This is a genomic window from Clostridium yunnanense (genome assembly GCF_016595795.1).
Classification (GTDB): Bacteria; Bacillota; Clostridia; order Clostridiales; family Clostridiaceae; genus Clostridium_AR; species Clostridium_AR yunnanense.
In genome coordinates this window covers 43,295-70,141 of sequence record NZ_JAENHN010000048.1, presented here as the reverse complement: position 1 = coordinate 70,141, position 26,847 = coordinate 43,295, and the positions used below count along the sequence as shown (strand labels likewise).

21 protein-coding genes are annotated in these 26,847 nt (G+C 30.7%); 17 read left to right on the top strand and 4 right to left on the bottom strand.

Annotated elements, in window-relative coordinates; translation table 11 throughout:
* Positions 1-123 precede the first annotated feature (123 nt).
* The 6 genes from JHL18_RS17565 (at position 124) to JHL18_RS17540 (ending at position 7,934) form a co-directional block, all read left to right on the top strand.
* Positions 124-1,269 (top strand): sensor histidine kinase, encoded by a 1,146-nt coding sequence (locus JHL18_RS17565; protein ID WP_200271640.1) that lies wholly within the window; start codon positions 124-126, stop codon positions 1,267-1,269.
* Positions 1,244-1,870, top strand: coding sequence for a response regulator transcription factor (locus tag JHL18_RS17560; protein WP_200271638.1), 627 nt, complete (start codon positions 1,244-1,246; stop codon positions 1,868-1,870). Before JHL18_RS17565 ends, JHL18_RS17560 begins: the two co-directional genes overlap by 26 nt.
* Before the next feature lie 491 nt (positions 1,871-2,361).
* Positions 2,362-3,297, top strand: a complete 936-nt coding sequence (locus JHL18_RS17555) for an ABC transporter ATP-binding protein (protein WP_200271636.1) — start codon at positions 2,362-2,364, stop codon at positions 3,295-3,297.
* Positions 3,298-3,308: 11 nt separating this feature from the next.
* On the top strand, positions 3,309-4,427 hold the full coding sequence (locus JHL18_RS17550; RefSeq protein ID WP_200271634.1) for an ABC transporter permease: 1,119 nt from the start codon (positions 3,309-3,311) through the stop codon (positions 4,425-4,427).
* Position 4,428: 1 nt separating this feature from the next.
* Complete coding sequence (locus tag JHL18_RS17545; protein ID WP_200271632.1) at positions 4,429-5,574, top strand: ABC transporter permease; 1,146 nt, start codon at positions 4,429-4,431, stop codon at positions 5,572-5,574.
* A 197-nt stretch (positions 5,575-5,771) separates the two neighbouring features.
* Positions 5,772-7,934 carry a methyl-accepting chemotaxis protein gene (locus JHL18_RS17540; protein ID WP_200271630.1) on the top strand — a complete coding sequence of 721 codons (2,163 nt, stop codon included), beginning with the start codon at positions 5,772-5,774 and terminating at the stop codon, positions 7,932-7,934.
* Positions 7,935-8,098: 164 nt separating this feature from the next.
* On the opposite strand, the gene hydE is transcribed toward JHL18_RS17540, so the two are convergent.
* Entirely contained in the window at positions 8,099-9,148 is a 1,050-nt protein-coding gene (gene hydE, locus JHL18_RS17535; RefSeq protein WP_200271628.1) for a [FeFe] hydrogenase H-cluster radical SAM maturase HydE, read from the bottom strand.
* Positions 9,149-9,582: 434 nt separating this feature from the next.
* Here hydE and JHL18_RS17530 point away from each other — a divergent pair, with 434 nt between their 5' ends.
* The 5 genes from JHL18_RS17530 to JHL18_RS17510 all read left to right on the top strand — a co-directional run bounded on the left by JHL18_RS17530 (position 9,583) and on the right by JHL18_RS17510 (position 15,024).
* Positions 9,583-10,296: a pirin family protein gene (locus JHL18_RS17530; RefSeq protein WP_200271626.1), complete on the top strand. Its 714-nt coding sequence runs from the start codon at positions 9,583-9,585 to the stop codon at positions 10,294-10,296.
* A gap of 351 nt (positions 10,297-10,647) precedes the next feature.
* Entirely contained in the window at positions 10,648-11,715 is a 1,068-nt protein-coding gene (locus JHL18_RS17525; protein WP_200271624.1) for a mannose-1-phosphate guanylyltransferase, read from the top strand.
* A 187-nt stretch (positions 11,716-11,902) separates the two neighbouring features.
* Positions 11,903-12,967 (top strand): FtsX-like permease family protein, encoded by a 1,065-nt coding sequence (locus tag JHL18_RS17520; RefSeq protein WP_200271622.1) that lies wholly within the window; start codon positions 11,903-11,905, stop codon positions 12,965-12,967.
* A 2-nt stretch (positions 12,968-12,969) separates the two neighbouring features.
* The gene (locus tag JHL18_RS17515) at positions 12,970-14,331 is read left to right on the top strand and encodes an ABC transporter permease (protein ID WP_200271620.1); all 1,362 of its coding nucleotides are present in this window, start codon (positions 12,970-12,972) and stop codon (positions 14,329-14,331) included.
* 30 nt (positions 14,332-14,361) lie between these two features.
* The gene (locus JHL18_RS17510; protein ID WP_200271618.1) at positions 14,362-15,024 is read left to right on the top strand and encodes an ABC transporter ATP-binding protein; all 663 of its coding nucleotides are present in this window, start codon (positions 14,362-14,364) and stop codon (positions 15,022-15,024) included.
* A 61-nt stretch (positions 15,025-15,085) separates the two neighbouring features.
* Here the strand turns inward: JHL18_RS17510 and JHL18_RS17505 are convergent, their stop codons facing one another.
* Positions 15,086-16,078 (bottom strand): NADH:flavin oxidoreductase, encoded by a 993-nt coding sequence (locus JHL18_RS17505; protein WP_200271616.1) that lies wholly within the window; start codon positions 16,076-16,078, stop codon positions 15,086-15,088.
* 277 nt (positions 16,079-16,355) lie between these two features.
* On the opposite strand from JHL18_RS17505, the gene JHL18_RS17500 reads away from it, so the two are divergent.
* The 5 genes from JHL18_RS17500 (at position 16,356) to JHL18_RS17480 (ending at position 21,414) form a co-directional block, all read left to right on the top strand.
* The gene (locus tag JHL18_RS17500) at positions 16,356-17,294 is read left to right on the top strand and encodes a metal ABC transporter substrate-binding protein (protein WP_200271614.1); all 939 of its coding nucleotides are present in this window, start codon (positions 16,356-16,358) and stop codon (positions 17,292-17,294) included.
* Between the two features lie 22 nt (positions 17,295-17,316).
* Positions 17,317-18,039 carry a metal ABC transporter ATP-binding protein gene (locus JHL18_RS17495; protein ID WP_200271612.1) on the top strand — a complete coding sequence of 241 codons (723 nt, stop codon included), beginning with the start codon at positions 17,317-17,319 and terminating at the stop codon, positions 18,037-18,039.
* Positions 18,040-18,085: 46 nt separating this feature from the next.
* Positions 18,086-18,916, top strand: coding sequence for a metal ABC transporter permease (locus JHL18_RS17490; RefSeq protein WP_200271610.1), 831 nt, complete (start codon positions 18,086-18,088; stop codon positions 18,914-18,916).
* A 72-nt stretch (positions 18,917-18,988) separates the two neighbouring features.
* Positions 18,989-20,569: a permease gene (locus JHL18_RS17485; RefSeq protein WP_200271608.1), complete on the top strand. Its 1,581-nt coding sequence runs from the start codon at positions 18,989-18,991 to the stop codon at positions 20,567-20,569.
* Positions 20,570-20,595: 26 nt separating this feature from the next.
* Positions 20,596-21,414: a TIGR03943 family putative permease subunit gene (locus JHL18_RS17480; protein WP_200271606.1), complete on the top strand. Its 819-nt coding sequence runs from the start codon at positions 20,596-20,598 to the stop codon at positions 21,412-21,414.
* 190 nt (positions 21,415-21,604) lie between these two features.
* On the opposite strand, the gene JHL18_RS17475 is transcribed toward JHL18_RS17480, so the two are convergent.
* Positions 21,605-23,203: a response regulator gene (locus JHL18_RS17475; protein WP_200271604.1), complete on the bottom strand. Its 1,599-nt coding sequence runs from the start codon at positions 23,201-23,203 to the stop codon at positions 21,605-21,607.
* A gap of 112 nt (positions 23,204-23,315) precedes the next feature.
* Complete coding sequence (locus tag JHL18_RS17470; RefSeq protein WP_200271602.1) at positions 23,316-25,133, bottom strand: sensor histidine kinase; 1,818 nt, start codon at positions 25,131-25,133, stop codon at positions 23,316-23,318.
* A 343-nt stretch (positions 25,134-25,476) separates the two neighbouring features.
* Here JHL18_RS17470 and JHL18_RS17465 point away from each other — a divergent pair, with 343 nt between their 5' ends.
* Complete coding sequence (locus JHL18_RS17465; protein WP_200271600.1) at positions 25,477-26,826, top strand: ABC transporter substrate-binding protein; 1,350 nt, start codon at positions 25,477-25,479, stop codon at positions 26,824-26,826.
* Positions 26,827-26,847: the final 21 nt, after the last annotated feature.

The window sequence follows — 26,847 nt, the reverse complement described above, 5'->3', positions numbered from 1 at the left end:
TAGTGTAAGAGATTGGATTATATTTATAGTAATCATAACTTTTTATGATTACTATAATAAATAGTTTAACAACTGGACAAGCTTATTAGATAAATTAATCCTATTTTTAAGGAGAAGAATATTTTGAAAAATAGAAGTGATTATTTATTATTAATTAGGGGGTTAATAATTATATATTGTATATATGATTATATTGAAGAGAAGGTATTCTTTGCAAATATAGTCATATTATTATTAATTTATATTATAACTAGCGTATTATATTTCGTTTTTATAAAACATAAGAATAGTATAATTATGTCCGTGGTATCTATTATAGTAATAGCATATTCAAGTATATATGTAGATAACTTATTTATAGTTTTATTGCCGTGTTCAATATATGATATTATAAAGTCAATTAATCAAAGTGAAATAATATTTTTAGTGGCGTCTTTAGTAATGCTTATTATTATGGGTATAAATGTTCAACCCATGTATATATTTATAATTTTTCTACTTATAATGTTAGATTCAATTTTTACAAAACATTTTGCAAGGATTGATAATTTACTAGAAGAAAATGATATTCTTAGACAAAAGAATAACACTTACACTAAAGAGATAGAGGATTTAAAAAGTTATGAGAAACAGGTTTTATATACAGCTCAGTTAGAAGAACGCAATTCATTATCTCAAAAGATGCATGATAAGATAGGACATACAATTGCAGCAAGTCTAATGCAGCTCGAGGCAGCTAAATTTATAATGAAAAGTGATAAAGATAAGGCTGAATCAATGATTGACAATTCTATTAGAGTTCTAAGAAATGGAATGGATGATATAAGGATTACCTTAAGAAAGATAAAACCTCCAACGGAGCAGCTAGGAATAAATAGAGTAAAGATGGTGCTAGAAGAATGCACAAAAGGAACAGAATTAAAATATAGTTTGATATACACAGGAGATCTTAATAAGATTAAGTATAGTCACTGGAGTCTAATTATAGAGAGTATTAAAGAAAGCTTGACTAATACTATGAAGTATTCAAATGCGAGTAATGTTGAAATATCTATAGATGTATTTAATAAAGTTATAAGAGTTTTTGTTAAGGATAATGGGCTTGGAATATTTAATGTAAAAAAAGGACTAGGACTTTCAGGAATTGAGCAAAGATGTATAGATGCTGGTGGTAATGCACTATTTGATGGAAGTGACGGGTTTGCGGTAACTTTATTATTACCGATATTAAAGGAGAGAGAGAATGAGTATAAGACTGCTGATATGTGATGATGATGCATTAATTAGGGAAAGTCTAAGGATAATCTTGTCGATGGATGAAGAGATAGATGTTATAGATGTAGCAGAAAATGGGCTAAAAGCTTTAGACAGTTGTATAAAGAACATAATAGATATAGTTTTACTTGATATAAGAATGCCTTTAATGAACGGTGTAGATGCTACCAGGGAGATAATAAGAAAAACTAAGTCAAAGGTTATTATACTTACTACTTTTGATGAAGATGAATATATAAAAGAGGCTTTAAGTAATGGTGCTAGTGGATATATATTGAAAAATAATCCTCCGGATAAGATTATAAATACAATAAAACTAGTTGCAAGCGGAAATAGCGTAATGGAGGAAAGTGTATTTAATAAATTTAAAGAAAATATGTCCTATGATGAAGAGAAAATAGATACGTCTCTATTTACTGAAAGGGAGCTTGAGATAATAAGGGCTATATCAGAAGGTATGTCTAATAAAGAAATATCAGCCAAGCTATTTATATCTGAGGGAACAGTGAAGAATTATATAACTAACATTTTAAATAAGACAGGCTTAAATCATAGAACTCAAATCGCTATATATTATATAAAAGGTAGGGTTTAATTTTAAAGAACTATAATGAAATTAAGTGGTTATGCATCCAATGCTTTAATGAGCTTACGCAAAGAATTAATATGATTTTCTCATATTTCATGGCTAAAACTGTAAACTCACTACGTTCGAACAGTACAGTTTATTAACGCCATTCCATCTGAAAAAATCATTTAATTCTAATAGCTCGCTCATAGAGCATCTCCTGCATAACCACTTAATTTTAATAATATTTTTAAACATAACGTAGATTATACGAAAGAAACGGTTTTAGATAAAGATGTCACTACATCCAATGCTTTGATTTTAGGTATAACCAAAAAAGCTATTTATGATGTAAGTAATGTGAGATAAAGATAATATATATGACGAAAGTCATGTGAAGATATGACCTTCTCTACTGATGAAGTAGAGAAGGTTTTTCTATAATATAAGTATAGAAGCTAGTAAATAAATCGTGAAGCGATCTTAAATAAAATGTTATGTTGAGAGGAGAATTTATAATGAATTTATTAAGTATTAAAAACCTAACTAAAAGATTTGGTGATTATGTAGCAGTGGATAACCTTTCATTTGAGGTTAAAGAAGGGGAGATATTTGGGTTACTCGGACCAAATGGAGCAGGAAAAAGTACAACGATTAATATAATTACAGGACTTCTCAAACCAACTAGAGGTGAAATATTCTTGTTTGGAAAAGACTTTAAAGCCAATGAAAGACTAATAAAAAGTCAAATAGGGCTGGTGCCTCAAAGTCTTGCTATTTACAGCTCATTAAGTGCAGAGGAAAATGTAAGATTTTTTGCAGGACTGTATGGATTAAAAGGAAAAGAACTAAAGGCTGCAGTAGAAGAGGCGCTAGAATTTACAGGGCTCTTAGAACATAGAAAGACTCAAGCAAAGAAGTTTTCGGGGGGAATGGCAAGGAGACTTAATATAGCTTGTGCAATAGCTCATAAGCCAAAGCTTATAATAATGGATGAACCTACAGTAGGGATAGATCCTCAGTCAAGAAACCATATACTAAGGTCTGTTAAAGAGCTAAATAGACAAGGATGTACTGTTATATATACCTCACACTACATGGAAGAGGTTGAAGAATTGTGCTCTAGAATAGTTATTATAGACCATGGTAAGGTAATTGCAGAAGGAACTAAGGAAGCACTAATATCTATAGTATCGGATACTCAGAGTCTTGAAATTCAAGTTGAAGGTATAGAAAAATTAGTTGAAAAAGAATTAAAAGAGATACCAGGAGTCAAAGGCTTTGAGATAAATGATGAAAAGATAACTATAAGTTCAGTAAGAGAAATAAATAATTTAGATAAGATAATTGGTTATTTTAGCAGCAAAGATATGCAAATAAGAAATATAGAGTATAAAAAGATAAATTTAGAAACTGTATTTTTAAGTCTTACAGGTAGAAAGCTTAGGGATTAGGGGGAAGCATCATGAGGATTTTAAAGCATGTAGGGTATTCTATATTGTATTCAATCAAAGAAAGAACTGGTATAGTGTCAATGTTAGTATTTCCGATAGTTTTTATGGTGATACTTGGAAGTGCATTAGCCAATGCTTTTGAAAGCACAGTTGATTTAAATAAAATTAATATAGTTTACGTAGATAATAGTTCGAAAGATACTAAAGATATATTTAATAGATTTAAAGAAGAACAAAAAAACGATAAAGTAACCTTTAAAGAAATTAGTAATATAGATGAAGCTAAGGATATAGTAAGGAAGAACGCTGATAATATATTAGTAGAACTTCAAAGTGATAAAATACAAGTTTATAAAAATGAAAAAGATAATATATCAGTAAATATTGTTATGGGTGGTTTGCAAGGCATAGTGGAAAGATACGGCGTATATGGAGCTATAGTTAAACTTGCTCCACAAAATATAAAATTAGTAGATGATGATTTTTCCAAGGGATATACAAAAGTGAATACTGTATCAATAGGTAGACAAACTGGATCATTTGATTACTATGGAGTAGTTGAAATAACAATGATGATATTATATGGTGGAATGTTTGGATACTTCATGGTAGTTGAGGGAAGAAATATGAAGATAGAGGGAAGGACTATTGTATCTGGTGTTTCTAGGGGGGAATATGTATTTACTAAGATGATAGCAACCTTTATTATAACCATTGTAACACTTATACCTGCATTTCTATTTGCTACCTTCGTTCTGAAAGTTTACTGGGGAAATCATCTTTTAAGTATCCTGGTAATAATGCTAGCTTTGAATTTATTTTCATCATCCTTAGGTGTATGTCTTGGATTTATAGTTAAAGACGAAAAGACTGGTCAGATGCTTTTAAACGTAGTTATAATTCCGGCTTTAACATTTCTTGGTGGAGGATATGTTTATATAAGTGAAAATGTTACCGGTGCTTTAGCTATAGCAACAAAGTTGTCACCAGTTAGATGGGTAAATAGAACTATTATTAATATAGCGTTTAATAATGATTTTTCTAAGTTTAATACTACATTATTAATATGCGTAGGATTATCAGCCCTGTTTATGGCACTACCATTTATTATGAGAAGAGAGGAAGCTTAAAATGAATGAAATTTTAGTGTTAGTAAAGAAAAACTTAAAATTAATTTTCGATTCTCCAAAAGCCTTGATGCAGCTTTTAGTGCCAGTGCTTGTAATATTGGTATTTATGAAGTTATATACTGTATCTCAAGGTGTATTAAGAGTAGGTATCATTGATAACGATAATTCCAAAGTATCAAGTCAAGTAATAGAGAATGTGAAAAATATGACACAGGTGGATATAGTAACAATAAAGGATGAGAAAGATATAAAAGAAAAACTAACTCAGAATGACATAATTTTAGCTATATCAGTACCTAAGGGGTTTGAAAATGATATTATGTCCGGAAATACTACTGGAGCAGAAATTTATTCATCCAAGGTAAATAGCTTTACTGATAGCTTAAAAGGAGTATTAGATTTTCAGACTAAAAATATTTCTGATTTAGGAAAAGCCTCTTCTGGAGATAAGGATAGATTCTATAAGATGTTAGAAGAGTACAAAAATGGATCAGTTAAGATTGAAAAGACTCCTCTTAAGGACAAGGGTGATGGATTGGCTGTAACAGAGGCAAGTATTGGGTTTATGATATATTATATGATGTTAAGATCTATAATGATATCAGGACTAACAATAAAGGAGAAAAAGGAGAATACTTATTCAAGAATATTTGTAGCTCCAGTATCCTCTATAAAATATACTTTTGCAAATATATTGTCTAATGTAATCTTCTTAGCACTTCAAGTAGTAATTATATTAGTTTCACTAAAATATGTATTTAATATAGAAACTGGTATTGATATAGCACCAATGTTCTTACTCTTAATTATGATATCAATCGTAACTGTTGCTTTTGGTATGTTATGTATAGCATTGTTTAATGAATCACAGAGTTTTAATACCTTTACAAGTTTGATAGTAACGGCTACTGCAATGTTTTCTGGATGCTTTGTCCCAGCAAAACTACTGCCTGATACAGTTCAGAAAGTATCATTTTTTACTCCTCAAAGATGGGTCATTGACGGTATACAAAAACTTCAAAATGGCAATAGTCTAAGTGATATAAGAATAAACTTTGCAGTTCTTATGTTATTCTCAGTGACTTTCTTGCTTATAGCTGCATATAGAATGAAAAATAGTCAAAAAGCAATGAACTCACTTGGATAAGATAAGTTTTACTATAAAGGAAAGTATTAAAGTATATAGTGAGAATATTAACCTATTTAAAAATATTTAGGAAAAAGGTCGGCTTACTAATGGATGTAAGTTGACTTTTTTGTCAATAAGTGATTAGATATAAATATAGATGTCTTAATTGCATGCAGTTGTGCAAACGATTGCCCTAATAAAGAGGAGGAGAATATATGGTTAAAAAGAGGCTTAAGAATAAGGAAAAAAAGAAGGGTTTAGAATCATCAACTAAATCTAAAAGTTTAATCGGCTCACTTTCAACTAGACTTAGCAATAAGCAGAATGATAACGTTTTTATTAAGGATATCTTTAGCATAAAAAGCTTACTTGGAAGATTAGTTATCGCCTTTGTAACTCTAGTATTAGTTGTTATGATAATTACGACTTCGTTCAATTTTGTAGTTATGTCAAGTAGTATGACTAAAGAGTTTAAGGCATCTACAGAACATATTCTAAATCAAAACAAACATTATGTAAGAATTATAAGTGATTTTTCAGATCAAATATCCTTTCAGATATTATCCAATGCTAATATTACTGATGCCATGAGTTTCTCAAGTAGTGAAAGGGATCAGGTTCTGAGTAAAGCATCGGATGCTAAGCAGAATCTTCAAAAAATTATAGGTCTTAATAATAGTGGAGTGTTAGATAGTATATATTTATATAAAGATAATGACGGATTGTCAATTAATACTAAAAATGAGGTGTTTGAAGCTTCTTCACAAAAAGTAGGAGAAGAAGCGAAGAAAACAGAATGGTATAAAAAAGCTATAGATGAACCTGGCAAAGGCTTCTGGGCAGTTACTGATCAAGATGGAGAAAAGAAGCTAAGCTATATTAAGTCAATAAATAATAGTGTTTCAAGCAAACAGCTTGGGGTGCTTCAAATAAATGTACCAGATACTATATTTAAAAAAGCCATGGAAGATATTAATATAGGGGACAATGGTAAGGTAATAATAGTAGATGAAAAAGGAGAATTAATTGGAGGAAATACTCAAGTAAGCCTGGGAGATAAATATAAAGAAGCTTTTTATTCTTCTATAAAGGACAAGCAAGAAGGGGAACTTACGGAAAAAATTGATGGACAATCTTATTACATAGCATATTCTACATTATCAGAAACTGGATGGAAATACATAGCTTTGATACCTACAAGTGAGTTATACAATACTGCACTACATGTAGGTAAATATTCATTAATAATTCTAGTAATATGTTTGTTCTTAGCTGCATTAGCATCTATTCCAATATCGATGCAAATTACTGTACCAATAAAGAATTTTATAGCTTTAGTTACCAAGGTTTCTAATTGTGATTTTACAGTTATATCTGATAAGAAGTACAAGATAAAAGAATTAAATGAGTTATCCATTAACTTTAATAATATGGTTGCAAGGCTAAAGGGTGCATTAACCAATACTGCAATATTGGCAGATGAAACAGCATCTATTTCAGCTAACCTTTTAGAGGTATCTAATAGTATAAATGAAAAGTCAGAGGATGTTGTTAGAAATATACAAGAGATATCAGTAGGTTCTTCTAAGCAGGCAGAGGATACTATGAATTGTGCATCTATAAATACTGACTTAGATGATCAGCTTAAGTATACAACTGAAGTATTAGTAACCTTAAATGATGCGAAAGAAAATGCAATAAGTGCTATAAAAAATAATACCAGAGATATAAATGAGCTACATGAGACTTCAAAAGAAAATTCTCATGCTATGACTGAAGTTGCTAGTACAATAAATAAGCTAACAAACAGCACTCAGTTAATCTTAAAGATACTGAATGAAATAAATAGCATAACTAATCAAACAAATCTATTATCATTAAATGCATCTATTGAAGCAGCTAGAGCAGGAGAAGCTGGAAAAGGATTTTCAGTTGTAGCAAATGAGATAAGAAAATTAGCAGAACAATCCCAAAAGGCCTCTCTAGAGATAAAGGATATAATTGGAGATGTAAATTCAGCTATTAATAATTCTATGATAATAGCTGATAGTGCTAAAGAAGCCTTTGTAAAAGAGCAAGCACAGGTTAAATCTACTATTGAATCCTTTAGTAACTTGGAAAGAACTTTTGGAGAAGTATCAGCTGCAATAGAACAATCAATGTCATCTATTAAGAATATTGATGAAGGCAAAAATAGTTTGAATATAGCTATAGGAAATATTGCGGCTATTTCACAGCAGAATACAGCAGCTACAGAAGAAGTAACTGCTGTAATAGAAGATGAAGCTTTGGATAACAAGAAAATTAATGAATTGGCTCTAGATTTAAATGGACAAGCTGAAAGCTTAAGAGAAGTAATAGAGAAGTTTAAATTATAAATCATTTAATTCTAATAGCTTGCTCATATAGCATCTCCTGCATAACCACTTAATTTCAATAATATTGCTAAATATAGTCCTAAATAAGAAACCAGCTTGATCTAATTTCAAGCTGGTTTTTGTAAGTTATATACAAACTTTGTGTTCTAAATTAAGAACTCATGTTAGTTTTTTTCGATAGTGAGAATTGATCCATCATTTGATATATCAGATACTGTTCTACCAAGAGATTTGATCTTTCCAGAAATACAACTTCTACAATGAGCAGGGGTATCATTTATACATATCTTTCCTGGATATAAAGCATAAAGCCTTCTATAGTCGCCTTCAGTAACATTAGGCATTACAACATTTGCGCCACTTTCAAGTGCTATAACTCTACCATTTTTATTGAGAGTTTCCATAGCAGTAGTTGCAGTAATTCTTATTCCTGGCATAAGAAGTCTGGTTAATGCCATAACCTTAATAGACATGTGGAAGTCACCGCCAGAACAATCTGCTAGTGGAGTATCTCCATTAGGTATAAACGGACCGATACCGATCATATTAGCATCTATCTCTTTAAAGAATAGAAGATCATCTGCTATAGATTCAATTGTTTGGTTAGGAAGTCCAACTAATGAACCACATCCAACCTCATATCCTAAACTCTTTAAATCTTTAAGACATCTCTTTCTTTCAGCATGACTCATACCAGGATCAAGTTCATGATATAGATCCTCATCAGTAGTTTCTATTCTAAGTAGATATCTATCAGCACCAGCTTCTCTAAGTGCTTTATACTCTTCATAAGTTTTTTCACCTATGCTTATAGTAAGAGTAACACCTAGTGCTTTTATCTTTCTGATTATGCTAGACATTCTATCTATAGTAAAGTAGTCATCTTCTCCACCTTGAAGAACTAAGTTCTTATAACCATAACCTACTGCTTTAGTAGCAAAATCTAAGATTTCTTCTTCAGATAATCTATATCTTTCAATGTTTTTATTATCTCGTCTAAGTCCACAATACATACAGTTTCTCTTGCATATGTTTGTGAATTCTATAAGTCCTCTTAAAAGAACTTCATTTCCACGATATTCTTCTCGAACTTCATCAGCTGCTTTATATATTGCGTCATTTATTTCGTCATTTTTTAAAAGTTCAACTAACTCATCCTTTGTAAGACAATGAGTTTCTTTAGCTTTTTGTACTAACTCCATTAGTTTATCCATAAACTCCTCCTAAAAACGGACCTTTGATATTCGTAATAATTATACTATTTAAGTAGCATTTTTAAAAGAAAAAGTTTGTAACCAAATTGGTTACCTTATAATATGTTTTATAGTACTTATAAAATAATTTATAATTTAATTTTTATTAGTGGTTAAGCTAAAGATGGATAAATAAGTAGAGTGTGTGTGGTTCCATTTAATAAAACTAAGTGATACTTATGTTAACTATTAATGGTAATAGGTTTATAAAAGATAGATTCTATTTGGAACTAGTTTATCTATAGTAAATGTTTTAATGAGGTCGTGAAATGTGATATTTATAGTAACCAATATTCAATGAGAATTATTATTGACAATGATAAAATGATAATGTATGATGTAAGTAACAAAGTTATTAAAAGTAATTAAGTATATTTTATATAGAGGTGAAAATTATGATAAGAAAAATAAAAAGTAGCGATATGGGACAGAGTAAGAACGGGTGGCTTGAAAGTTTATTTCACTTTTCCTTTGCAGATTATTTTAATGTAGAAAACATTAGTTTTGGAGATTTAAGAGTAATAAATGATGATTTGATTCAGCCTCATACAGGCTTTGATATGCACCCACATAAGGATATGGAGATTATATCCTATGGAATAGAGGGTGAGCTTACTCACGAAGACTCAATGGGTAGTAAAGGTGTTATAGGTAGAGGTCAGGTTCAATATATGAGTGCTGGTACTGGAGTTTATCATAGTGAGCACAATAGAGGTGACGTAACTGCAAGATTCCTTCAAATATGGGTTCTACCTGATAAGAAGAATCATACTCCTCAATATGGAGATTTTAAGTTTGATTGGGACGAAAGAAAAAATAAATGGTTTCATTTTGTTTCATCGAAAGAAGGAGATGCACCTATAAAGGTTAATCAAGACATAAACTTCTATGCACTTGAGCTAGAAGAAGGCAACGAAATAGATTTTGCTGTAGGCAATAGAAGGCAGGCCTATATGGTACAGATAGAGGGCGCAAGTACAGTGAATGATACAGAACTTAATCAAAGAGATGCAGCTGAGATTGTTGAAGAAGATGTAAAGATAAAGGCAACAGAAAAGTCTCATATATTAGTTATTGAAATGACAAAGAAAAATGTGATTTGGAGATAATGAAAAGTTTAATAAAAGTGGTTCCTGTATCCAACGGGAGCCATTTTTATTATTATATATAAAAATGGAATAGCATGCTCATTTTGAAATACGTAAATAACTGTAAACCCGCATTTTGGGCATAACTTTTTAAAAAGTTATAAATTTTAAAAGTTATATTTATAAATGTTTATGTAGAGAAAATTTTATAAATTTATTGCACTATTGCATTGCTAGTATAAGTGACTCTATTTTGTCCAGGCATAAAGCATTAACTATAATACATATTTCCATTAATTTGAAAAGATATTTCACACTACTTTAGGCATAAACATAGTATAGTGTATAACAATACTTGGAGTTGAAGGCTAAATGCTTTACGCACTGATTTTAGCAGGAGGCAAGGGAACAAGACTTTATCCACTATCTAGATCAGACAGACCTAAACAGTTTTTGAAGGTGGTAAATAACAAAAGCTTTTTAGTTAATACTGTTGACAGAGTTCGCCCATTGGTACCGACCGACAATATCTATGTTATTACCAATAAAGATTATGAAGATCAAATAAAAGAAGAGCTATCAGACATTTGTGCTGACAATATATTCACAGAACCTAGTAATAAGGAGACTGCTACCTGTATAGGTCTTGCAGCTGCAAAACTTCTTAAAGATGATAAGGATGCTGTGATGATGGTATTACCTTCAGATCATCATATTGAAGGTGAAAAAAACTTCTTAGACACTTTAGAACAGGCTGTGGAAATAGCGGATAGAAGAAGGGGTATAGTAACTTTAGGGATTGAGCCAACTAGGCCGGAAACTGGATATGGTTATATTGAAATGGGCGAAAGAGTTGGCGGAAATATAGCTACTTTTAAGGTTGCCAGATTTACTGAGAAACCTAATGTAGAGGTAGCAAAAGACTTCTTGCTAAAGGGCACCTATCTTTGGAACAGTGGTATGTTTGTTTTTAGAGCAGACGTAATTTTGAGAGAAATAGAAAAATATCTTCCTAAGATGTATAAAAGTTTGATGGAGATATATAAAAGTCTTGGAACAGAAAGTGAAGAAAGTACAATAACAGAACAATATTGCTTGATAGATGGTATCTCCATAGATTTTGGAGTAATGCAAAAAACAAGAAAGGCCTATGTTTTGAAGAGTGACTTTTTATGGGATGATATAGGGAGTTTTAGTGCATTAAGTAGATTTTTAAGTACCCATAGGAACAATAGTATTTCAAAGAATGTATTCTTAGAAGAATGCGAAAATTGTTCTATATTCGGTAACAAAAATCTAATAATAGGCTTTGGAATAAAAGACTTAGTCATAGTAGACGCAGGTGATGTTATCTTGGTCATGGATAAAGATAAGGACCAGGAGATTAAGCATCTTTTAAATACACTTAATGATGATGATAATTATAAAGGATATATTTGATTCAAAAGGGCAGCTAGTTGATAGCTGCCCTTCTGGCATCCTTGTTGATATAGACATTCTATTACTAAAGTTTAAGTTATACATATGTAGTGACGTATTAGAAAAATATTTATAATTATACATAAATTGACTTAGGTTAAAATTTATAGTAACGTTTTATTTACCATATCATACTGGAGGTAAATAAGTGCATAGTATATTTAAAACATTTAAGAGAAAAAAATTAGCAACTGCATTTCTGATATTCGGCATTTTTATAGGTATAACCGTTTTATCTTTTAATATAAGTTATATACAAGCCCTAAAGAATCAGAATTCTATTCAGAATGTTGATTCAGAAAAGATATCGAAAATCATTATACCTAGTTCAAGTGAGTTAAGTTTATTAAGTGATTATCTGTTAGATATTAAAGATAAATCATATACTGAAGTTAGCTTAAGGAAGTCAATTAAAGATAGAGAGTATAGCTTAAAAGGCATTTATTATACGAAAGATTACACTGATAAAAATGTACTTGGTAATAAAAAGTTTAGTTCTGCACAAGCTGATTCTACTGATCAAGTTGCAATAGTTGGGATGAAACTAAAAAATTATATATATAAAAGAGATGGAAATGAGTATATATCTTTAGACAGTACTGAGTTTAGAGTTGTTGGAATAAATGAACTACCGTTTAATGGCACTTCAATAATTATCCCTCTAAAAACCTTCTTAAAGCTACAGGGAAATCAAAATATAATGGATATGACCTTTTTGATGATATCAGATAATATAAACAAATATTCATTAGAACAAGATTTTCAAAGATTATCAAATATAAACGGAGGGGTAATCGATCTAACGTCGGAACAATATAATTTTTCAAATGGAGTATTAAATGTGATTACCTTTATAATTATAGTGATTGCTATAATTAATGTTATGAATTTTACTGTTTTATGGATATCTGAAAGAACCAAAGAAATAGCATTGAGAAAGACAGTTGGAGCAACCAACAAGGACATAAGAAATTTGATATTTAACGAGATTTTGGCTTTATCTATTGTTGCGTTAGTAATCTCAATAGGTTTTCAAGCTATAATGTATAGAATTATAAATAATATGGGATCATTAGAAATATATTTACAGATCTCTATAAAAAATCTTATAGCATCCTTTATAGTTTCTTACACTATATCACTTTTATCAACTATTCCTCTTTACTTTAAAGCAAGTGAAATAAGTCCAGCAATAGTACTGAAGGAGGAATAATTATGAGAAACATATTTGTCCAAGCTTATAAAGCATTAAGAAAAAGAAGATTTTTAACAAAATTAATAATTGTACAACTATCCATATCAATAGTTAGTTTTCTATTCTTATTCCAATTAGTTAATTATTATAATGAGAGATACAATAGATATAATAATATCTTTGAGGCAAATAGAACGTTGACATATGCGAAATATTCATCAGGACCCCCGAGTAGTTCACAGAAGGCTTTTCAAACTATGGACTATTTGAATACTTTGAAGAATAAAGGGAAAATCTCTGATATTATGATTTATAGCCAGTACTCAGCTAGATTGGTTATAAACAATGAAAATTATTTATGCTATCAAGTTAGCTCTGGTTTCTTTAATAAGCTTAATATTAAGCTTGCAAAAGGGAGAAGCTTCACCGATGATGAGCTGGATTATACAAAGTATAAAGATGAGCTACCTATAATAATAGGCAGTAAATTAGGGGAAATCCTGAAGGTAGGAGATGTTATATCGGATTCCTATGATCATGACCTAGGAGAATTTACTGGCTACTATAAGAGAAACTTCAAGGTTGTGGGAATAGCTAAACCAGGAAGCTTAGCTACATTTATATCACCAGGTTCTGACCTTATGAATATGTTTATAAATGATTATGGCATATACTCACCATTAGGATATTATAAGTACTATACGACGTACAAGACTGAAGCTAAGAACAGGATGTATCAAGATATAGAAGGCAAGAAGAAATCGGGATTGGGCTATGAAGTAAAAGGCAATACAATAATTACTGAACATAGCGATTATGTTGAAGCAGTAAGAGATTTTCAATTTCAGATAGTAGTAAATAAAGGTGAGAGTGTAGATAGTGTTAAGGCTATGTTAGCTAAGTTTAATAGTGATATTAAGGGTGGCTATAAGATACAAGATATTAAATCTACTAATGGAGCTATATCAAATGTATTTAGGCAGTTAGAGATTGGACTTTTAATACTAACTATCGTATTATTTTTCTTTTCTATAGTTGGTATAACTGGCACAACGTTATATTCAATAAATCTTAGGCATAAGGAATTTGGCATAAGACTTTCGCAAGGAGCCAGGTTAAAAGACATAGCTCAATTAGTATTGGCAGAAGTGTTTTTGAAAAACTTAGCAGCTTTTTTGATTTCCGTTGTACCTTTCAAAATATTTGAATACTTTGTAAACAAAAATGGAGAAAAGGATATTAGTATGGCTTATACACTTACCTTTGACTATAAGCTGTTTATCATATTAATTGCCTTAATTTTAGGAACCACATTTATTTCAGTAATAATTCCAATAAGGAGAATAATGAAATTAGATGTAGTTGATTTGATTCGTAAGTAGAGTTTTTCTGTACAAGGAGGGAAATTAATTTTGAGTTTGATATCAATGAATAATATAGTAAAGGTTTATGGAAAAGAAATAAAAACTGAAGCGCTAAAAGGTATTGATTTGGAGATAAGACAAGGAGAAATGGTTGCTATAATGGGGCCATCAGGATCTGGAAAATCTACTTTGTTAAACATTATTGGGTGTATAGATTCACCAACCTCTGGGAGTTATTTTCTAAATGGTGAATCTGTTGATAAACTCACAAAAGACCAATTGGCATCAATCAGAAATAAAAATATTGGATTTGTGTTTCAAAGTTTTAATCTTCTCAATGATTATGATTTAATAGATAATGTTACTTTGCCACTTGTTTATGATAAACAATTCAAAGGCTCTATGAAAACAGCCGCTATAGATATATTGGACAAGGTTGGTCTCAAGGATCATGCTAAAAAGGCGCCAAATGAGCTGTCTGGTGGACAACAGCAAAGGACTGCTATTGCAAGAGCTTTAATTACAAATCCAGATATTATTTTGGCTGATGAGCCTACAGGTTCGCTTGATAAAAATACAGGAATAGAGATTATTAATCTTCTTAAAGAAATAAATAAGAATGGTAAGACTGTTGTTATAATAACTCATGATGAGAATATAGCTAACTATTGTTCAAGGACAATAAGAATAGAAGATGGAAAAGCAATATAGAGATGGATATAAAAATATAGAGCTAAGAAGAAATATATTTTATTCTTAGCTCCATTTATTTTTACTTTAAACTTTCTACAGCGTTTTTAGCCCACTCTGAATCCTTTAGTATAGCTCTACCAACACCTATTAAGTCTGCCTTATCATCTGCTAGAAGTTTTTCAGCTGCATCAGCAGAAACAACCCCACCAGTTAAAATTATAGGAATATTAACAACCTTCTTTAGTTCTCTAGTTACAGGATAGAAGTAACCTTCCTCTGTAAATCCTGGAACCATGAATCGGTTATATCCACCTGAGATATCTAAAATATCAACTCCAGCTTTTTCAAACTCTTTAGCAGCTATTTTAGCATCCTCAAGAGTAGCTCCGCCTTCTTCGTAGTCTAGTGCACCTAATCTTAATAATATAGGGAAGTCATCTCCAACAGCCTCTTTTACTGCCTTGATAACTTCAAGATGTATTCTTATCCTGTTTAATAGCTCTCCGCCATATTCATCAGTTCTCTTGTTGAACATAGGAGAGTAGAATTGGTTAAGTAAATATGCATGCGCTGAGTGAATTTCTACAGCATCGAAACCAGCTTCCTTAACTCTTCTGGCAGCTTCGGCGAAATCCTTTACAACCTTCTTTATATCTTCCTTTGAAAGCTCTTTTGTAACAATCTTTGTGTATGGGTTTTCTATAGCAGAAGGAGCTTCTGGCAGTGTGCCTGTAACTTCTTCTTTGGTAGAGCCTCCAGCATGATTAATCTGCATAACAGCTTTGGAACCATTATTTTGAATAGTTTTAGCTAGTGCCTTTAGAGCATTAACATCATTATCTCTAGAGATTGATAGTTGATTATGATTAGCTTTACCTTCTTTTGAAATATAACTGTGCTCAATAATTATTAGCCCGATATATCCACCTTTTGATTTTTCATCGTAGTAATTTATTATATCTTCTGTAAGTTCACCGTTTACTCCAGCTTTAGAAGTAGCCATTGGCGGCATTACTAGACGGTTTGGTAAGTTTAATTTATTAGTGTTTAAGGAACTAAGTAGCTTTGACATGAAATAACCTCCTGAATTATGGATAACTTAAATATCTTTGGATGTGCCACTTCATAATGAAATCTATATTAATAGTTTTTATTATGAAGTGGCACATCTTTAATAGTCTTATACAAAAAGTATATATTATTTGCAAGTTAATTTAAATACTATAGTAAATAAAAAATAATAACTAATAAATTTAAAAAAAATATTGCATATTTTTACAGCATAAACTATATTAATTAATAGAGATGCAAATGCAAGGCATTTGCAAAAAGTCTTGGGAGGGTTTGAAATGAACAAAAAAAGTAAAGTTAAAGTACTTGGTAGTATAGTTTGTCTGATGATTGGTACAAGTTTTTTATCAGGGTGTGGAACTAAAAGCATAGATAAAAAAAGTGATTCTGAAGGTAAAAAGTTATCTGTTTATACTAGCTTTTATGCTATGTATGATCTCACTAAAAAGATTGGTGGAGATAAGGTCAATGTGTCCAATCTAGTTCCAGCAGGAACAGAACCTCATGACTGGGAACCAAGTACTTCTGATATGGTTAACTTAGAGAAAGCAGACGTACTAGTATACAATGGAGCAGGTATGGAGCATTGGCTGGATAAGGTCTCAAAAACACTTAAGAATGATAAGCTCATAAAGGTAGAGGCATCAAAAAATATAAAATTAATGGATAATCCTGATAAGGATGAAGCTGACTTAAAGTATGATCCTCATGTATGGTTAAATCCGATTAACGCAAAGGAAGAAATGAAAGCTATCAAGGAGGCTTTAGTAAAAGCTGACCCATCAAACAAGGATTATTATGAAAGTAACTATGAGGATAATGCAAAGAAATTAGATACCCTTGATAAGGAGTTTAAGGATGCCTCTGCTAATTTTAAGAAAAAAGATATAGTTGTAGCTCATCAAGCTTTTGGATACATATGCAATGCATATGGGCTTAATCAAGTGGCGATAGAGGGGTTACAAGCAGATGCTGAACCAACAGCAGCTAAAATGGCAGAGATATCAGATTTTGCTAAAAAGAATGATGTAAAATACATTTTTTATGAAGAGCTTATAAGTCCTAAGGTTTCAGAAGCTATTGCTAAAGAAGTGGGAGCTAAGACAGAGGTTCTAAATCCATTAGAAGGCTTAGAAGATGATGATATAAAAGCTGGAAAAGAGTATTTTTCAGTAATGAGAGAAAATTTAGAGGTTCTAAAAAAAGCACTAGATTAGTCATACACAAGGAGAAGGGAAGATGAATGAAGTTTTAAAAGTTAAAGATTTAAGTTTTACTTACAATTCGGCACAAACCTTAAAAGATGTAAATTTTGTAGTTAATAAGGGTGATTTTCTTGGAATTATAGGAGAAAACGGAGCTGGGAAGAGCACTTTAATGAAATTAATTACAAAGTCTTTAAAATATGATACTGGAGAAATAACTATCTTTGGTGAAAAAATAGAAGCTTTTGCTTCCTGGGATAGGATTGGTTATCTCTCACAGAAAGTAACTTCATTCAATTTAAGCTTCCCAGCAACAGTTGAAGAAATAGTTGGAGCAAATCTTTATAAGAAAGTGGGATTATTTAAAAGAATAAAAAGAGAACATAGGCAAATGATAAGTGAGGCCCTACAGAAGGTTGGAATGTACGGATATGAGAAAAGAATGATAGGTGAGCTGTCAGGAGGACAGCAGCAGAGAGTGTTTATCGCTAGAATGATTGTGAATGAACCAGAGGTATTGCTATTGGATGAGCCTACCGTAGGTATAGACGCAAAATCTCAGGAAATAATCCTATCATTAGTAAAAAGGTTTAATGAGGAGAATGGTGTTACTGTTCTAATAATTTCGCATGATATGCAAGCTATAGAGCAGTATTGCCATAGAGTACTGGTAATGACAAATAAATCTCTATCTGAAAGAACTATAAAAACAGAAATATTTAAAGAACGAAAAATTTTAAGATATAAACCTTATTAGGAAGTTGTACATCCATATAAGAATTTATTAATAAAGAGGATATAAAATGGTGAGTATTTTTAGCTATGATTTTATGATAAAAGCATTTATAGTAGGAACATTAGTTTCAATAATAACACCTTGTATAGGAGTTGTCATTATACTAAGAAGGCTTTCGATGATTGGGGATGCAATCTCCCACAATTCTCTAGCTGGTGTAGCTGCGGGACTTATCATGGGAATAAATCCTGTGTTAGGAGCAATATTTTTTTCTGTAGTTTCTACACTAGCAATAGAGAGAATTAAGAAGTCTTTTTATAAATATTCTGAGATAGCTATAGCAATAATAATGGCCACTGGTATTGGTCTTGCAGGTGTGCTTTCTGGATTTGTTAAGAATAGTGCGAGCTTTAACAGTTTTCTATTTGGAAGCATTGTAGCTATAGAGGATTTTGAGCTTAAGATGGTGGTTATATTGAGCATAGTAGTTATTATTTCTATAGTAGCTCTTTATAAAGAATTGTTTTATATTACTTTTGATGAGGAAGCAGCAAGACTAGCTGGAATATCAGTAAAGATAGTTAATTTCATATTTATGATATTGACAGCATTAACTATTTCTTTGGCTTCTAGAACTGTTGGAACCTTAGTTATTTCTTCTCTTATGGTTTTGCCAGTTGCTTGTGCTATGCAAGTGGCTAGAAGTTATAAACAAACCATTATTTCTGCTGTATTATTTGCAGTATCTTTTACCGTAATCGGATTATATCTATCTTATTACTGTAACTTGAGACCAGGAGGAACTATAGTACTTATAGGAGTGATTATGCTGTTAGTATTGATAGTTGCAAAAACATGTTTTAAAAGAGTAAGGAGAAAAATTGTTAATCAGCTATAAGACTCGGTATGAAGATAAATTATAAAATATAAATATTAAAGATAATAGAAAGCTGAACTAAGGGTGGTGACTATGAGAACAAATATAATTTTAGTAACAGGACTTTTGGGTGCAGGAAAAACATCTTTTATAAATGGGCTACTAGAAAAAGCTTTTGAACAGAAAGAAAAAGCAGTAGTTATACAAAGAGAATTAGGACAAGGAGAAGCTAAGCATAGTAATGAAGATTTGAAAATAATCACTGCTTCAAAAAATGAGGACATAACAACGGATTATTTACAGGGGATTATAAAAGAGTATTTGCCAGACACATTAATAATTGAATGCAATGGTTTTGATAAGACTCAGGACATAATTGATGAGATAGATAAAAGACCTTTAAGAAAAATAAGCTTCCTTGGAAATGTCATAAACCTAATTGAAGCTAATAGCTTTGAGATATACTTTAATAACTTAAACTCAATTATGTTAGAAAATATACTTATATGTGATCTAATTGTGTTAAATCACAGCAATGATATAGAAAAAGAGAAGCTAGAGAATATAAAGTCAACTATTAGAAGCATAAATAATAATATAAAATTATTAATAAGCTTAAAGGTTGGAGAAAATCAATTAGATGTATATGAAGAAAAGAAGATAGCAAAACCAGGTCTATATTCAAATATTATGAATAAATTAATAATATTTTTAGTATCAGTTTTAGTTGGCTTTGTTTTTTATTTCATAAGAAAAGGTACAAGCATACCGTTTATTGATTATAGTAAAATCCAAATTTTTAGTACTGTATTTCTTAGTATTTTGATTCAAGCAATTCCTTTTATTTTGGTTGGAGTTGTTTTTTCTTCGATTATTCAGGTGTTTATTACAAGTGAAACCATAAGTAGGTTTTTTCCGAAAAGCCCGGGACTAGGATTTATAGCTGCATTAGTAAGTGGAGTCTTTCTACCTGTGTGTGACTGCGCCATAGTTCCAGTGGCTTCTCGATTAATTAAAAAAGGAATTCCAGTCCCTATTGCTATAACTTTTATGTTAGCGGCCCCAATAGTTAATCCTGTGACAATTGCTTCGACATTTTATGCTTTTCCAACTCAACCTTCTATAGCATTGTATAGAATATATTTTGGAGTTACGGTAGCATTTTTTACAGGACTAGCATTTTATATATTTCCTGAAAAAGATATATTTTTAGCAGATAAAAATATAATAAATAGCTGTGAATGTGGAGTATGTGAGGATTATTCCGGTAGCGAACAATCCTTTAAGAAGAAGTTTAGAGCTATATTAACCCATAGTAGCTTAGAGTTTTTTCAAGTTGGTAAGTTTCTTATAATAGGAGCTTTTCTTTCTTCGATAATGCAAGTGCTAATACCCAAAGAGCTTATATTTGAGTTAGGAGGCACTACATTAACTTCTCTAATTATTATGATGTTAGCTGCATTTGTACTATCTGTATGTTCTACTTCAGACGCATTCATAGCTAGAACTTTCATAAATCAGTTACCTCTTAGATCAGTTTTAGGGTTTATGGTGATTGGTCCGATGATAGATATAAAAAATTTATCTATGTTATTAGGGAGTTTCAAAAAGAGGTTTGTAATAAAGCTTGTGGCTATAATATTCTTTGTAGCTTTCATAAGGCTTACAATATGAACCTAGTTTAAAGGGAGGAACAGGATTTGAGTAATAATAGATACAAAGTGGAACCCCTAATGAAAAGCTTAATTTTGATATCCATTGCCATCTTCTTTATATATATAGTTACAACAGGAAAAGTACTTTTATATGTGCATCCTAGAATTGTTCCTTATATAAAGTTTTCTATACCTGTCATGCTAATTTTAGCCATTGCTAATATGCCAGAAATATTTCATTCTAGAAGGAAAATAAGCAATAAAAGTGAGTATATGATTTTCCTAATCCCCATAGCTTTAGCTATATTAATACCAGGAAAGACTATGGATTCTAGTACAATCTCTTTTAGTAGTATAGAAGCTAATACCCTTGCTTCTAAAGCAAAAGATAATAGTACAACTACTAATAGCTCTAATCAATCTAATGAAGCCAATTCCAGTAAAGATACACAGAATGGATCAGATGATAAAATTGATACTAATAATGGACTTTTAATGATTAATGATGAGATTGTAATGACTGATACTAACTTTGTTAAGTGGGTATCTGAGATATCAGATAACATGAATAAATACAAAGGAAAAAAGATCAGTGTTGTGGGATTTGTTTTTAAGAGTGATATGCTTTCAAAAAATGAGTTTGTGCCAGCTAGACTTATGATGACTTGCTGCACGGCAGATTTACAGCCAGTAGGGTTCTTATGTAGATATAATGAGGGAGAACTTTTAACAAAGGATTCCTGGGTTTTGGTTAAGGGAACTATAGATGTAGAGAATTACAAAGGTCAGGATATGCCAGTAATTATAGGAGAATCTGTAGAGAAGGCAGATAAACCAAAAGTGGATTATGTGTACCCTTATTAAGATAAAACATTGTTTCAATAAAAGTTGGAGGTTTCAAATAAAAAACTCATAAATATGGCGAAAGCATTGAACTATAGATGTACCTCTTTGTATTAAAATATATTATGTTTAAATTCTCTAACCAGAAGCCGTGAGAGTTTTAAAAATAGATTGCGGTTCAAAGTGGTACATCTTATACATGAGCCTAATCTTAAGAAGCAACACTTGCTCTGTATTGACTTGGAGTAAGGCCTGTATATTTTTTAAAAATTTTAGAAAAATGCTTTTCATTTGTATAACCTACCATATAAGCAATTTCATAGTTTTTTAGGAACTTATTCTTTAATAATTCCTTAGATTTTTCTATACGGTATTTATGAAGGAATTCAAGAAAGTTTATTCCTGTTTCCTGCTTAAATAACTGACTGATATAACCAGGAGTTAAATGTATTTCTCTTGCGATACTTTCCAATGTAATATCTTTGGAATAGTTTTCTGTAATAAAGTTTATTGCTAGTTTTATCAGGGAATTATTTTTATTTAGCGGGTTAGTTATTGTAAATATATTAGATATAATAAGCTCAAGTTGATTTTTTAACTCATCGATTGTTTCACATTGAAGTACCACATCAAAAGGTGAACTTAGTTTTGATAAAGCATTTATATCAAGGTCATTTTCTATGCAGAACTTATTGATAGACCCTAGAAGAGACAGGGTAGCACCTTGAATATTCTTCTTTGTAGGCATACCACCAGTACAAAGTTTATCATAAAAGTTATTTAAGGACGGTCTGATTTCTTCAATTGCACCAGTTCGAAGATAATTTATTAACTTAAGCTCTTCATCTATTGGATAGGGATTATTTACAACCTCATAACTATTTATATAATCTGAATGAATTATATTGTTATCACCAAGAAAAAATTTGAATTCTAAAGCGGCTTTAGCATTTAAATAAGAAGAATTGATATCTTCTAATCTATTTACTATCTTTCCAAGTGCCACAGTTACAGAAAAACCTAAAAAGGATTTTATAGAATTCCTTATGTTTTCAAGTGCAGGGTAAATAGTATCATTTCTTGCCGTTTCATTATTGAAGGACAGGAAAACAATAATATCGTCAGCTTCTTCAAAGTAATCCATATATTCCACTGCATTTAAGGCTTCTGAAGTAATGGTTTTTATAGAGCTTTTTATGAAGTCTATATCAGAATCATTAAACAGGTCATATATAAGTGTAGAGTGGTCTATAGATATTATAAAAATTAATAAGTTTTCATATTGAAGATTATATAGTGATATATTATCTTCAGAGACTTTAGTTTTGTTATAGGGTTTTAATATAAGGTCTTGAAGTATATTTTTTTTAATGATTGGCAAATATTCATTAATATTACCTTCATATTTTTTTAGAAGTTCATCTTTTAATCTCTCTTCAAGGAGCTTGTTTTTAGCATCTATTACCGAATCTAATATCTCTGATGGACGGCAAGGTTTCAAGAGATAGTTACAGGCTGATAAGCTAATTGCTTTTTTTGCATAAGCAAAATCATCATAACCACTCAATATAATGCATTTTGAATTTAAGCCCTTTGAAAATATATTTTCTAATAGCTCAAGTCCATTCATTTTAGGCATCTTTATATCCATTATTATAATGTCTGGCTTTATTTTAAGAATTTGCTCTAAGGCACTCACTCCGTTATCTGCTTCACCGCATATCTCAATATCATAACTATTCCAGTCAATTAGTTCCTTTAAACCTTCAACAAGTTCTATTTCATCGTCAACCAAAAATAATGTATACATGCAAATTCTCTCCTTTATATAAACAATAAAATTCATGAAAAGAGTTATGTACTATTCTAATAAGTACTGTTATTGAAATTAATTTCAACACGGTGCTTTAACACACCCTATATTAAAGTGATACATCTTTAATTGGAATAGAGATTACAATTTTTGTCCCCTTTCCAAGTTTACTTTCCATATTTAATGAGTGATTTTCTCCATAGTAAAGTGATAGTCTTTGATTTACATTACCTATTGCATAGCCTTTTTGCTTGTTAAGCTGGTTAGTATTATTGGAATTACTATTTAGTAAAGAATTCATGGTTTCATCATCAATGCCATTACCATTATCCTCAATTGAAAATACAAGGTTCTCTCCTATAACAGAGCCATTTACAGAAATATAACTCTTATCACTATCAGCTTCTGTGCCATGTATTATTGCATTTTCTACAAAAGGTTGTATTATCAATTTTGGAATTGAATAACCAAGTATATCATCATCAATAGCTACAGAGTATTCAAGTTTATTTCTGAATCTCTTACCTTGAAGCAGTAGGTAGTTCTCTATAAACTCTTTTTCTGATTTTACTAAGATGAAATCTTGTCCATTATTTAGAGTAGTACGAAATAGCTTTGATAAAGCATATACCATTTCGCTTATTTCAGTTTGCTTAGCTTTTTCTGATTTCCAAAAGATCATATCTAAAGTATTGTATAAAAAATGAGGGTTGATTTGGGCTTGTAGAGCCTTTAATTCAGCTTCCTTTTCTTTAAGTTGCAGTTTATAGACGCTATTGATAAGATTCTGTATGTTATCAATCATATCATTATACTGAAATACTAACATTCCTATTTCATCATTAAATTTATAATCAACCTTTTCTTTAAAGTTTCCACTTTTTACTCTTCTCATAGATGAGAGTAGCTGTTTTATAGGGTTTGTAAGCTTAGATGAAACAAATATTGATATAAAAAATGAAATTATAAGGCAAAAACCGATTACTGTAAGTGTCATTGTCATTATGGAACTAAGACTCTTAAACATTTCTACTTGGGAGGTAAGAGATATTAATTTCCAATGACTTTCTTTTATGATGCTAGAAGTAGCTAAAATGTCTGAACCATTTAAGTTTACATTTTCATACTTATTATCTTCAGATAGTTTAGAAAAAACATAGTGTACATTTGTACTGCTTAGGTATTTTTTTGTATCTTTTGATGAGATAATGTTATTTTTATCATCGATAAGGGCTATACTGTCAGAACCTTTTAGGCCCTGTGAGTAAAGGTTTTCAATAAATGATGTATTTATGCATATCACCATAAGTCCAGATTCTTCAAGGGTATTGGTATCAATGATAGTTCTAACCATTGCTATCTTAGGACTTCTGTTATCAGAAATTAGTATATTATTTCTGTTTCCGATATTAACCCATAACGGAGCACCTTTTAAGTCATGTGCATCTTTATAAACTTCACTTTTTTTTATAGCATCATAAGAGGAGAGGCCATTACTTCCATCCTTACTTAAATAATATTTTGAACCTTTATCACCATATATAACTATAAAACTTATATAATCCTTAGATGCAAGTAATATATTTAATGGCTCTAATCCATACTTTGTAAACTTTTCATACTCATCAGAAGATTCATTAGTAGTTACTAAAGATTGAATTAAGGGATTTAAACATATAAAGGTAGATAGGTCAGTAACATCTTTTTGCAAGAAGTCTATACTGTCTGCAGTTTGATTAATATCTTTAATATTGATAGAAGTTACCTCATCTTTTAAAGATTTTGAGGCAACTAAATAGGAATAACCACCTAGTATTAAACAAATTATAGATAAAATACAGACATAAAAAATCAATATCTTATTTTTAATACTAAGATTCATATAATTTATATTGAATTTTACCAAGTGTTTCTTTAGGTAGCTCATATATGACTCCTTCTATATGGTATAGATTGATTTTTGTTTCATATATATTTTACATTAAAAGAAATATTGTTTCAATTTACGGAAGGTTAACTTATTAAATTTAGGCTATATTTAAGCTCATTAAAACATTGGATGCGTGACCACTTAATTTCAACACAGTTCTTTGACAGCACCTAAACTTATTATTAAATAAACTTTAAGTTCTGAAAAATAATACCACTTTCTGAATTTTGGATACTACTAATTTTTGCCTAAGGTTTATATAATTACTCTGTAGATTAACTATATTTATAAATTCTAGTACACAGTAGTAGATAAAGTCATATGCAAATTGGAGAAATATATGAAAATAAAAAGTTATAGAATTATTAGATATATAGTAATAGCAGTGTTTATTGTGGTTACTTGTACTAGTTGTAGCAGCGATATTATTAGTACTACATCAAGTAAAGGTTATCATAAAGATAGAAAAGTTACTATAAGATTTTTATCTAACTTACCAGAAAGAGAATCAGGTCAAGGGAAGCTTGAGCAGCTATTAATAGATAAATATATGACTGAAAATAGTAATGTAAATATTGAAGTGGAAGCATATCAAGATGAACCTTACAAACAGAGATTCAAGGCATATGCCATAAGTGATAATTTGCCAGATATATTTTTTGTGTGGGGACAGCCTTCGTTTTTCTACCCAGTGATGAAGGGGGGATATGCTTGCGAGTTAGATACTAAGAAGTTCAAAAAAGATGAATTTAAAGATGGCGCCTTAGAAGGCTTTAGTCTTGATGGAAGACTATATGGTGTGCCTAAAAGTATGGACTATATGGTTCTTTACTATAATAAAGACTTATTTGATAAAAATGGAATAGATATTCCGAAAAACTTTAAAGAACTTATTGAGGTTTGCAAGAGCTTTAAAGATAAAGGAATTATTCCAATTACTATAAATATCAAGGATAAGTGGCCATTGGCACTACTATATCAAGAATTAGTGCTTATGGAGGGACAAGATCAAAGCTTTATATATGATGCTATACATTGTAAGGAGAGTTTTATAGACAATCCTGTATTTAAAAAAGCAGCAGAAGATCTAAAGCTACTTATAGATGCTTGCGGCATCGAAGACACAATGACACAGCTTGATTACAATACTTCTATGAATTTATTTACAAAAAAAGAGAGCGCAATGATATACACAGGTTCATGGGAGATTGGAATGGTAAACAATACAGGATTACCTGAGGAGTTTAGAAGTCAAATGGAGGTAAGTAAGATACCTTTAATATTACAGCCTAAGGTTAATGATGATGCTCTGATTGCTTGGAATGGTGGAGGTTACGCCATCTCTTCTAGATCTAAGGTTAAGGATGAAGCTATAGAGTTTTTAGAGTATTTAATGAAACCAGAAAATTGGGCTAAGAAAGGTTTTGAAAAGGGGTTAATAGTTCCTGCACAGAAGTATGAGAACTATTCAAATAAAAAAGAAACAAAGATACAAAAAGAATTGGTAAGCATACTCAATAATTCTAAATCATTGAGTGGCACCTCATGGCATGATAGCTTGACTCCAAATTTTAAGTTGACCATAGAAGAACTATGCTATCAGTTGGCAGCAGGAAGAATAAACCCAGATTACTTTCTAAAAGAGATAGATAAGGAGGTAAAGAGTGAAAATATAAGCAATGTAAAATGATTGTACTAGGTGTAATTTTAA

Coding starts and splice junctions, on each gene's coding strand:
- JHL18_RS17560 (WP_200271638.1), top strand. CDS start 1,244: ATGAGTATAAGACTGCTGATATGTGATGATGATGCATTAATTAGGGAA.
- JHL18_RS17555 (WP_200271636.1), top strand. CDS start 2,362: ATGAATTTATTAAGTATTAAAAACCTAACTAAAAGATTTGGTGATTAT.
- JHL18_RS17550 (WP_200271634.1), top strand. CDS start 3,309: ATGAGGATTTTAAAGCATGTAGGGTATTCTATATTGTATTCAATCAAA.
- JHL18_RS17545 (WP_200271632.1), top strand. CDS start 4,429: ATGAATGAAATTTTAGTGTTAGTAAAGAAAAACTTAAAATTAATTTTC.
- JHL18_RS17540 (WP_200271630.1), top strand. CDS start 5,772: ATGGTTAAAAAGAGGCTTAAGAATAAGGAAAAAAAGAAGGGTTTAGAA.
- hydE (WP_200271628.1), bottom strand. CDS start 9,148: ATGGATAAACTAATGGAGTTAGTACAAAAAGCTAAAGAAACTCATTGT.
- JHL18_RS17530 (WP_200271626.1), top strand. CDS start 9,583: ATGATAAGAAAAATAAAAAGTAGCGATATGGGACAGAGTAAGAACGGG.
- JHL18_RS17525 (WP_200271624.1), top strand. CDS start 10,648: ATGCTTTACGCACTGATTTTAGCAGGAGGCAAGGGAACAAGACTTTAT.
- JHL18_RS17515 (WP_200271620.1), top strand. CDS start 12,970: ATGAGAAACATATTTGTCCAAGCTTATAAAGCATTAAGAAAAAGAAGA.
- JHL18_RS17505 (WP_200271616.1), bottom strand. CDS start 16,078: ATGTCAAAGCTACTTAGTTCCTTAAACACTAATAAATTAAACTTACCA.
- JHL18_RS17500 (WP_200271614.1), top strand. CDS start 16,356: ATGAACAAAAAAAGTAAAGTTAAAGTACTTGGTAGTATAGTTTGTCTG.
- JHL18_RS17495 (WP_200271612.1), top strand. CDS start 17,317: ATGAATGAAGTTTTAAAAGTTAAAGATTTAAGTTTTACTTACAATTCG.
- JHL18_RS17490 (WP_200271610.1), top strand. CDS start 18,086: ATGGTGAGTATTTTTAGCTATGATTTTATGATAAAAGCATTTATAGTA.
- JHL18_RS17485 (WP_200271608.1), top strand. CDS start 18,989: ATGAGAACAAATATAATTTTAGTAACAGGACTTTTGGGTGCAGGAAAA.
- JHL18_RS17475 (WP_200271604.1), bottom strand. CDS start 23,203: ATGTATACATTATTTTTGGTTGACGATGAAATAGAACTTGTTGAAGGT.
- JHL18_RS17470 (WP_200271602.1), bottom strand. CDS start 25,133: ATGAGCTACCTAAAGAAACACTTGGTAAAATTCAATATAAATTATATG.
- JHL18_RS17465 (WP_200271600.1), top strand. CDS start 25,477: ATGAAAATAAAAAGTTATAGAATTATTAGATATATAGTAATAGCAGTG.